The sequence below is a fragment of the Mesorhizobium sp. M4A.F.Ca.ET.020.02.1.1 genome (assembly GCF_004022645.1).
Taxonomy (GTDB): Bacteria; Pseudomonadota; Alphaproteobacteria; order Rhizobiales; family Rhizobiaceae; genus Mesorhizobium.
Genome location: NZ_RZOI01000190.1, coordinates 1 through 8,880 on the forward strand (window position 1 = coordinate 1; position 8,880 = coordinate 8,880).

Consider the following 8,880-nt stretch of genomic DNA (forward strand, 5'->3'; position numbering starts at 1 on the left):
GGATCACGTAAGCGCGACCGTCGAGCGTGGCCCGTGCCCGCGCCGCCCGCGCCAGCATGGCGCCCGCGCGAGGGCTGGCGCCGACCTCCAGGTCCGGGCTCTCGCGTGTGGCGCGCACCAGCGCGGCGATATAGTTGACGACGTCGTCGACCAGGGTGACGGAGCCGACGGTTTCGAGCGCCTTTTCCAGCGTCTTGCGGTCGGTCCGGGCCTTGATGCCGTATTGCGCGATGTCGTGCGAGGCGGAGCCGCCGCCGTGATGGACGATGATGGCGCGCTCGTCCTGCAGGTCCGGATAGCTCACCCGGTGTTTGAACAGGAAACGGTCGAGTTGTGCCTCCGGCAGCGGATAGACGCCCTGATGCTCGATGGGGTTCTGCGTCGCCACCACCATGAAATTGCGGCCGAGCGAATGGGTGGTGCCGTCGAAGGTGACAGCGTGCTCCTGCATGGCTTCCAGGAGGGCGGCCTGGGTCTTCGGTGGGGTGCGGTTGATCTCGTCGGCAAGCAGAAGATCGCAGAAGATCGGGCCGCGCGTCAGCGTGAACTGCCCGCTCTGGAAATTGTAGATGTTGGAGCCGACGATATCGCCGGGCATCAGGTCCGGCGTGAACTGGATGCGCCCATAGGCGACACCGAGCGCCTGCGCGAAGCAGCGCGCGGTCATGGTCTTGGCGGTCCCCGGCGGTCCTTCGAGCAATATATGCCCGCCGGCGAACAGGGCGGTGAGCATCAGGTCGACCGTGTCGTGCTGGCCGGTAATCGCTTTCGCCACTTCTTCCCTGATCGCTGTCGCCAGGGCCTTCACATCATCGACGTTCACCGAGCCTCCTTGCCGTCCAGTCGTGCAGCCGTTCGGCTGCCTCATGCATTTCCGCCAGCGAACTGGCATTGTTCGCGGCCTTGAGCCGCGTCGTGAACCCCTGGGCCTCGCCCTTGTCGCGGGAATCGAGCCAGCGGTCGAGCGCTTCGCCCTGCAGCCCGTGCGGCGCGCCAAGCAGCGCGCCGGCACGCTGCCGCATCAGGGCGCCATAGCGATCGCCCAGTTCCTCCAGACGTCCGGCGCGCTTGAAGAGCATCGCCGTGGTGTCGACCAGCGCCCGCTTGCCGAAGGCGATCGCCCGGCCCTCGGCGCGCGGCGGGCCGAAGCGGCCAAGACCATGCAGGAAGGCCAGCGCCGCGGCGGCAAGGATCGACAGCGTCAGCGCCAGGAAGGGCGGCTCGACCAAAAGCTTGGCGAGATCGTATTTGCGCCCGGCGCCATGCAGTGTCAGGTCGAACATCACCGCACCCTTGCCGGGTTCCAGCATGGCGATGAGGTCCAGCGCCGCCCTGGCCTTGTCGGGATCCTTGAGCGCGGCGTTGTTGATGAGGTCCGGATCGGTCAGGATGTAGAAAGGCTTGTCGTCGAGTTCGGTGAGAACGGCCTTGCCGTTGCCCGCCGCAATCAGCGGGTGCTCGTCGGCCACCCATTGCATGTCTTCGGGTGCAGCGATGAGATGCCCTCCAATGTCGAGGTGTTCGACCGGGCTCTTGCCGACTCCGAGCTTGGCCTTGGCGATGCGGCCGAGCCAGTCGTTCACGACCGCGTCGGGCAACCGCTCGATTTTCATCTCCCAGCCTTCGGGCGTTTGTAGTGGCAAGGTTTGCCATTTTGGCAGCACGAAAAGCGTGTCCTTGTCCGCTCGGAGCCTGATTATGCGCTCGAGCGCCGCCGGATCGCTGTCAGGCGAAATGGTGACCACGAGCAAGAAGCCGGCGAGCAGGCCCGAATCGAGGCCCTCCTCGGTTGCGATCATTGGTGGTTGGCTGCCGGTCAATCTCAGCCATTCCACCATTCCCGCATAGCCGGAGCCGCCCTTGGAGAGCGGCGTCGCGCCGCCATTGCCTGGCGTACGGAAGTCGGGCGCGTAGGTGGACAGGAGGAAAAAGCCGGCGGCGGCGAACAGGCTGGCGAAAATGCCCCAGAACAGCGTCCTGCGGCTGAACGGTTCCTCCGCATCGGCCGCCGGCGCGCTCATGCCCAGGCATCCCGGAAGGCGAACCGCTCATAGGCGCCGCGCGCTTGCTGCCAGCCTTCGGCGCCGACGGGACGGCGGGCGAACAGCGCTGCCTCGACGATTCGCGCGATCTCGCTGAACGCGCCGCGTGGCCGCGCCGGCAGGGAAGGAGCATTGGCGATGTCGCGCGCCGTCAGCGAGGGACGCAGGAAGTCGGGCAGGCGCCCGGCTATGTCGGCGACGCTGCGGCGAAGCAGGAGATGGACCGCCTCGTCATAGTCGCCGCGCGCCGCAAGCGCGTCGGCTTCCGACAGCAGGATCTGCGCCGCTGCGGCATCGGGGCGCCATTGCTCTTCCGTATCCGCTTCGCTGCGCGCGCGCCGCCACGGCAGGCGCCAGGCGACGCCTTTCACCTCCAGGACGATAAGGAACAGGATAATCGCGGCGCCCGATATCACCGCGCCCCAGAACAAGTAGATCATATAGGGGCCAAGCTGCGCCAGGAAATCCAGCAGCGGCTTCAGCCAGGCCGGAGGTTGGGGCTGCGCGAAGGCCGGCAGGTCGAACTGGATGGACGTGTCGGCCAGCAGCTGCTTGTGCACTTTCGCCAGCCATTCGGCGTCCACTCTGCCCGGCTGTGCAACTGCCACCCATTTGCTCCCCTGCAAACCCGCAGCGTCGACACTGGCAATGCGGCAAGACAATTGCAAGTGGGCTGGACGCCAACTGTTAATCTTGTCACATCTACTATCGTGAGAACCAGCCATTATGCGGTGGTGGTTAAAAGGGGGTGCCTTATGACTTCAACGACACTGACACGGCCTGAGAAATTCCAGATCGGCAGGGTGTTCAACAACACCTTTTCCGTGATTGGCCGCAACATAGGACTATATGTCGGCCTTGCCGCGCTGTTCTCCGGCTTGCCGGCGCTTCTCGCGCAACTTTGGACCGAATCGCGCGTGGACGTGATGCTGCAGACCGACCCTGGCGCGGCGGCCGATCCTGAAGCGATGTTCCGCAATTCCTGGGTCAGCATCGTCGCCGGACTGGTATCCTTCATTTGCGCGCTGCTGCTTCAGTCGGCGCTTGTGAGGGCAACTATCGAGGATCTGAACGGCAAGCCACCATCCTTCGGCGATTGCATCACGATCGCGATACGCTACCTGCTGCCGACCCTGGGGATAGGCATTCTGGTCGGTCTTGGCGCCGGGTTTGCCGCTATCGCCTTGCTCGTTCCGGGCATCATCCTATGGCTCGGCTGGTCCGTGGCGGTGCCGGTCCTGATCCAGGAGCGGCTCGGTGTGTTCGGCTCTATGTCGCGCAGCCGTGTCCTGACCAAGGGCAGCCGCTGGGCGCTGTTCGGGTTGTTCGTGATCCTCTTCATCATAGCCATGGTGATCCAGTCGATCACGGCGGTGGTTGTCGTCTTCTTCCACGGAATCCTTGCCGCCATTCTGGCTGCGCTGGTGCAAAGCGTGGTCTCGATGGTGATGTCCACGGCCACGGCGGTCGGCTACATCGAGCTGCGCCAGGTCAAGGAAGGCACCAGCGTCGAGGAACTGGCGGAAATCTTCTCGTGACCGGGAAGGCGGTCTGCAGGCCTATCACATCATGAAGTAGGCAACGTCGGGGTCGCTTCAGGCCGTCTGCCCGGCCGGCAGCGCGGCGGCGAGCCGCTTGGCCCAGGCCTCTACGCCCTGGTGGTCAGCCGGCAGGTCCTGCCGCATCCCGACCAGCACGGCCGGGATGCCGCGATCGTCGCCATGGATCGGCACGGCATAGTCGTTGGCCGCGACAGTGAGCGTGCCGTCGCGGCTGAGCCCGGCGAGGATCGCCTCACCGATCCGCGTCGGCCTGCCGTTGCCGGCACGGCTCTTGAGATGCGCTGCCACCCGATCATGGCGCGAGCGGCTCTTTCACGGCTCCGAGGCCTTGAGCGCCGCCGGAACCGGATAGCGGCTGCCATCAAAGCGCAGCCGGTAGGTCCGCTTCACCGGTTTGCCGGGGTGCGGCTGGCACTCGCCGTTCTTGTCGGGGGCGGGCTCGTCGGTATCCCTCCGCTCGACCACGGTGATGTCGCGATAACCGCGATGGCTCGCCGATCGCATCGACAGGCTGGCCTTGCTGGAGTGAAAGGATCCGGCGCAACTGGCGTCGCCTTCGCCGCCAAAACTGTCGACGACGAGGCCGTCGAGCACCAGTCGCAGCCCATCGCGGGTGAGGGCATAGAGCCTGAGGTCGGTTTCACGGAAGGGATTGGGCCGAGAATCGCTTGCCATTTCGATGCGCAGGCCGAAGGCGCTTACATCGGTCGCCAGCCTGTATCGGCCGGTATCGAACTCGATCTTGCGGATGTAGATGGCATCATCATTCATCAGCCCGGGCTGGAGCAGGCGCTGGCGCACCCGCAGGCTGTTCATGTCGAGGACGAGAATCTCGATATCACCGACATGCTGGCCGTCGCCGGACTTGGCGCTGTCGATCAGGGGCACTGCGACAAGCAGCAGGTCGTCATGGGCGGGCCAGACCTTGCAGACCAGGCCGAATGAATTGTCGCCTTCCCGCAGCGTCAGGGAGATGCTGGTATGGGGTTCCAGCGTGAACGATCTTTCGTCGGCGCTCTTCTGGGCCCCGGGATAGGCCAGTTGCACCAGCGCGGCGGCATCGCCGCAATCGTCCGCCGCGGCCCGGGCGGGCGACAGGCTGGCGGCGGCGATGCCGAGGAAGAGACTACTTAGCAGCAATCGCATGGGGTTCTCACGTCGCGGGGCCGGGTTGGATCAGGACTTGTGTACGCGAGAATGGTGACGGCGCACAGGGGCGGGCCATCTTCAATGGCAGCAGTCGGGCCCTGAATGCACGCTTGTCCTGCACAGGCAAGACGAGGTGATCGGCAAGTCGGTCTTTGCCAATGCGGTGGCGAGCCTGGCCTGGAACCCAGGCAACTGGTCGGTCTCGCCGCGCCGCCTCAAACATTCGACCAGCCCGTGCAGCGCCCAGACATTGTCCGGATGCTGGGCGCAGCGCTGAACCGCGCCACTCAGGCCGAGATCGTCGCGATAGACCTGCTCGGCTTCTTCGGCATGGCCCTGGTCGAGCAGCAGCGCCGCCAGCGCATGGCGCGGCGGATGCATCCATGCCCACGGCTCGGTATAGGAGAGATTGTCGTCGAGCCCGACCGCCTGTCGCAAATGAACATAGGCCTCGTCATGCCGCCCCTGGTGGTAGGCGAGCTCGCCGTCGAGCAGGGCGGCGCCCACGGCCAGCGATGCGTGCGTCGGGTTGCTGAGGAAGCGCCGTTCCGCGGGGATGCGGCTTAGATGCTGGTGGAAGCGCTCGCGCTCGTGCTCCGCCGCCGCGAACGCACGCAGCGCAGCATGCGCGACGCCCTTGGCGTAGTGCTGCATGGCGGTAGTCAGCACATAGAGTTCGGGCTCGACAACCATCGGCTCGTCGATGATCTCCCGCCAGCGGCCGAAGCGCACCTGAACATGCGATTTCATCGCATGGTAGCCTTCCACCGTCTGCGTCAGCTTCGGCCGGTCGGGAATGCTCACGACATCGCGCGTCGCCAGGCCGCGCACCTTGTCGGCCGCCCACAGCGCGGGGCGGTACTGGCCGAGTAACATGCAGGCGAACATCATCAGATGCAGGTCGTGGCAGCAGCCGAGCAGGTAATAGGTCGTCTCGCCGGCATGGGCGAGGTAGCGGTCGTTGGCGCGCACCGCCTTCTCGCTGGCGAGTTTTGCTTTCTCATACTCGCCGCACAGCACATGGATATGGCCGGGCATATGGTTCATGTGGCCGGCATCGGGACACATCGTGCCAAGCCGTTCGGCCGAGCGCATGCCACGCTCGGGCTGGGTCGACATTTCGAGCAGGTGGATGTGCAGATGCAGGGCCGCCGGATGCGGCGTCGTGCCGGCCTCGTCCGAGCGCCTGATAGAGCGTTCGCAGACCTCGAGAGCCTCCAGCACGTCCGAATTCGGCGCCGGCTTGCCGGTCTTGAGATCCCATAGCCGCCTGACGGTGCGCATCATCAGCGCCTCGACGAAGAGCGCCATCACGTCATGGTCGTCTGGGAAATCGCGATAGACCTGTCGCATCGCGGCGGCATAGGCGTCGTCCCACAGCGCGAATTCCGCCGGCGCCATGCGATGCGGCTTCTGGAACCGGTGGGCGAGTGCCTCGATCAGCCGCCGCTCAATAGCGCTGGATCGAGCGCTGCCGGCGAGCGCAAGCTGGACATGGTCGAAGCAAAGCCTGGTGGCCCTGTCGGCCTCGGCCTCGCCATGCTCCTTCCAGGTCAGATTGTAGAAAGGCCCCGCGGCATAGGCGATGCCCCAGTGCACGAAGGCGCAATCGGGATCAGTCCGCAGCGCCTTCGCGAAGCATCTTATGCCTTCCTCGTGGTTGAAACCGTAGCACCAGTTCAGCCCGATATCGAACCAGCGCTGCGTCTCCGCCGAGGATGTGGAGATTGGGCGGCGGTAGGTGCCGAGGTCGAAGTGATCCATCCCTGACTGTTTCTCGCGTTCGCCGGTCTGAGGCCGCATGCAATCTGTGATGAATGGGCGCACATGGCAACGGCCGGCGCGGCCCTGGTTGAGCCACGCCGGCCGGGGTTGCCACCCTGGGAGGGATCAGGACTCCAGCCACACCTTCTCGAAATGCTGCTCTAGCGACTGGTGCTGCTCGCAGCCATGCACGCCCTTGCGGTAGGTTCGATAGACCGAGCGCCAGTATGGCTGGATGATGATGCCGGATTGGCGCAGATTCTCTTCGATCTTGGCCATGATCTCCTTGCGCGCCTTGGCGTCCGGCATTGCCAGCGCCTTGTCGAGGAGCTCGTCGAACTCCTTGTTGGCATAGGCGCTTTCGTTCCAGGCAGCTCCCGATTTGTAGGCCAGCGCCAGCACCTGGACACCGAGCGGCCTTCCCAGCCATTCGGTGCAGGAGAAGGGGTATTTGCTCCAGTCGTTCCAGAAGGTGGCGGCCGGCAGCACGGTGCGCTTGATCTTCAGGCCCGCCTCGCGCATCTGCGCGGCGATCGCGTCGCCGGTGCTCTTTTGCCATTCGACGTCGACCGAGATGAGGTCGAATTCATGGTCGGCCTTGCCAGCCTCGGCGAGCAGCTTCTTGGCACCATCCACGTCACGCTTGGCTGGGCCGATATCGGCGAATTCCGGATGCATCGGGCCGACATGGTGGTTGTCGGCGGGCTTGCCCCGACCGTCGATGCCGAGCTTCAGCACGGCCGAGTTGTCGACGGCAAGCTGGGCGGCACGGCGCACCTTGTCGTCGTCATAGGGCGCGTTGCCGACATTGAAGCGGGCGACGATGGTCGAGCCGGTGGCGATCTCGGAATTTTCGAGCCCCATCTCTTCGGTCTGCGATACGGCGTCTGAAGCCGTCTCGTGGTCGGTGTCGATCTCGCCGGATTCGAAGGCCGACAGCATGGCGTTGGGATCGGAGCCGTAGTCGACCCATTTGATGCCGTCGAGATGGAACTCGCCTTTCCACCAGGGCTTGTCCTTGCGCTTCACCTCCGCACCGGTCTCGGCATCCCAACTCACCAGTTCGCAAGGGCCGGTGGTGATGGCTAGAGCCTTCTTCGGGTCGCCGTCGCCCTCATAGGAGCGGTGCATGATCAGCGCCGGATAGTCGGCCATGCCGGCGATCAGCGAGATGTCGGGCTTGGGCAGGTTGAGCCTGACGGTGTAGTCGTCGACCTTCTCGATGCCGCCATCGACCGGCTTCTTGGTGTCGGCGTTGACCAGTGCGCCCATGCGCGCGGCGACCGAGTTGCCGGCGACGGAGGCGTCGCACCAGCGGGCGAGATTGTGGATGACGTCGTCGGCGTTGAAGGTGTCGCCATTCGACCAGGTGATGCCCTTGCGCACATGCAGCGTGATTGTCCTGGCGTCGTCGCTGGTCTCCCAGCTTTCCAAAAGCCACGGCTCGAAGCTGAAGTCTGTGTTCCAGCGCACCAGATATTCGTTGCAGTGGCGCGCCACGTTGGACATCTCGACGCCGTCGAAAGTGCGCGGATCCTTGAAACCCTTGACGTTCATGGCGACGCGCAAGGTGCCGCCCTTTTTTGGCTCCTCGGCTCGGGCCGGCGAGGGGGTAAGCACGCCGAGTGCCAGTGCTCCGGCTGCGCTGACGCCGAAGCCGGCCATGATGGCGAAGTATTCGCGCCGGCTGATGCCGCCTTTCCGGAAGTCGGCGGCGATCGGCTCGGCTCGCGGGTGCAGTTTCCTGTCGGTCAGCATGAATTTCATCGTCGTTCCCTCCTGTTGGGCGCCCCGGCCTGTCACAGTGCGGGGACGGATGCGACCGCCGGAGCGCCCTTGGCCTGCGGCGATGATAGGGCGGGGTTACGCCGGGAAATGTTCGCTTTTCCGCAGTTCTTGTGCGCTGTTCCGCACGAGGGTAGCGCCAATCTCCCCCCTTGTGGGGGAGATGCCCGGCAGGGCAGAGGGGGGCGCTGTCCCGCCCAGCATCTCGGCTATTCAGCGCCGCTGCGATGACGAATGGTTTTGAATCCTAAGGATTCTGAGGGGACGCGATCCTTCGCGCCCCCCTCTGGCCTGCCGGCCATCTCCCCCACTTGGGGGCAGATTGGCGCCTCATCGCCGGCGCCCAGCCTGGCAATGTCGGCAATAATCCTCGCAAACGCCTCGCCGGAGCGCGGCACGCTGTTGCGGGCGCGCAGGAAACTGTGCACCAGCAGCGGCTCTTCCTGCCACCAGGCCGAGCCGCCGGCGGCGACGATGCGGCCGCGATAGGCCTCGCCGTCGGAGGACAGCGGATCGCATTCGGCGGTGATGATGCAGGTCGGCGGCAGGCCGGGAAAATCGCTGTCGCGCCGCGGGGA

At 65.2% G+C, this 8,880-nt stretch carries 9 protein-coding genes; 1 reads left to right on the forward strand and 8 read right to left on the reverse strand.

Annotated features, from left to right (window positions below):
* From EN742_RS14390 to EN742_RS14400, 3 genes are all read right to left on the reverse strand, one after another.
* On the reverse strand, positions 1-823 hold an 823-nt coding region (locus EN742_RS14390), incomplete at its 3' end, for a MoxR family ATPase (RefSeq protein ID WP_148670104.1).
* On the reverse strand, positions 810-2,021 hold the full coding sequence (locus EN742_RS14395; protein ID WP_128332944.1) for a DUF4350 domain-containing protein: 1,212 nt from the start codon (positions 2,019-2,021) through the stop codon (positions 810-812). The genes EN742_RS14395 and EN742_RS14390, both read right to left, overlap by 14 nt.
* Entirely contained in the window at positions 2,018-2,650 is a 633-nt protein-coding gene (locus tag EN742_RS14400) for a DUF4129 domain-containing protein (RefSeq protein ID WP_210214459.1), read from the reverse strand. Before EN742_RS14400 ends, EN742_RS14395 begins: the two co-directional genes overlap by 4 nt.
* 60 nt (positions 2,651-2,710) lie before the next feature.
* Between EN742_RS14400 and EN742_RS14405 the strand changes: the two genes are divergently transcribed.
* The gene (locus EN742_RS14405) at positions 2,711-3,580 is read left to right on the forward strand and encodes a hypothetical protein (protein WP_245492322.1); all 870 of its coding nucleotides are present in this window, start codon (positions 2,711-2,713) and stop codon (positions 3,578-3,580) included.
* Between the two features lie 57 nt (positions 3,581-3,637).
* On the opposite strand, the gene EN742_RS14410 is transcribed toward EN742_RS14405, so the two are convergent.
* From EN742_RS14410 to EN742_RS14430, 5 genes are all read right to left on the reverse strand, one after another.
* Positions 3,638-3,892: a hypothetical protein gene (locus tag EN742_RS14410; RefSeq protein ID WP_245492323.1), complete on the reverse strand. Its 255-nt coding sequence runs from the start codon at positions 3,890-3,892 to the stop codon at positions 3,638-3,640.
* Between the two features lie 24 nt (positions 3,893-3,916).
* Positions 3,917-4,750, reverse strand: coding sequence for a hypothetical protein (locus tag EN742_RS14415; RefSeq protein WP_128332946.1), 834 nt, complete (start codon positions 4,748-4,750; stop codon positions 3,917-3,919).
* 81 nt (positions 4,751-4,831) lie between these two features.
* On the reverse strand, positions 4,832-6,517 hold the full coding sequence (locus EN742_RS14420) for a hypothetical protein (protein WP_126055020.1): 1,686 nt from the start codon (positions 6,515-6,517) through the stop codon (positions 4,832-4,834).
* A gap of 126 nt (positions 6,518-6,643) precedes the next feature.
* Positions 6,644-8,284: an ABC transporter substrate-binding protein gene (locus EN742_RS14425; RefSeq protein ID WP_128332947.1), complete on the reverse strand. Its 1,641-nt coding sequence runs from the start codon at positions 8,282-8,284 to the stop codon at positions 6,644-6,646.
* A 227-nt stretch (positions 8,285-8,511) separates the two neighbouring features.
* A partial coding sequence (locus EN742_RS14430) for an alpha/beta hydrolase (protein WP_148670105.1) occupies positions 8,512-8,880 on the reverse strand: 369 nt, incomplete at its 5' end.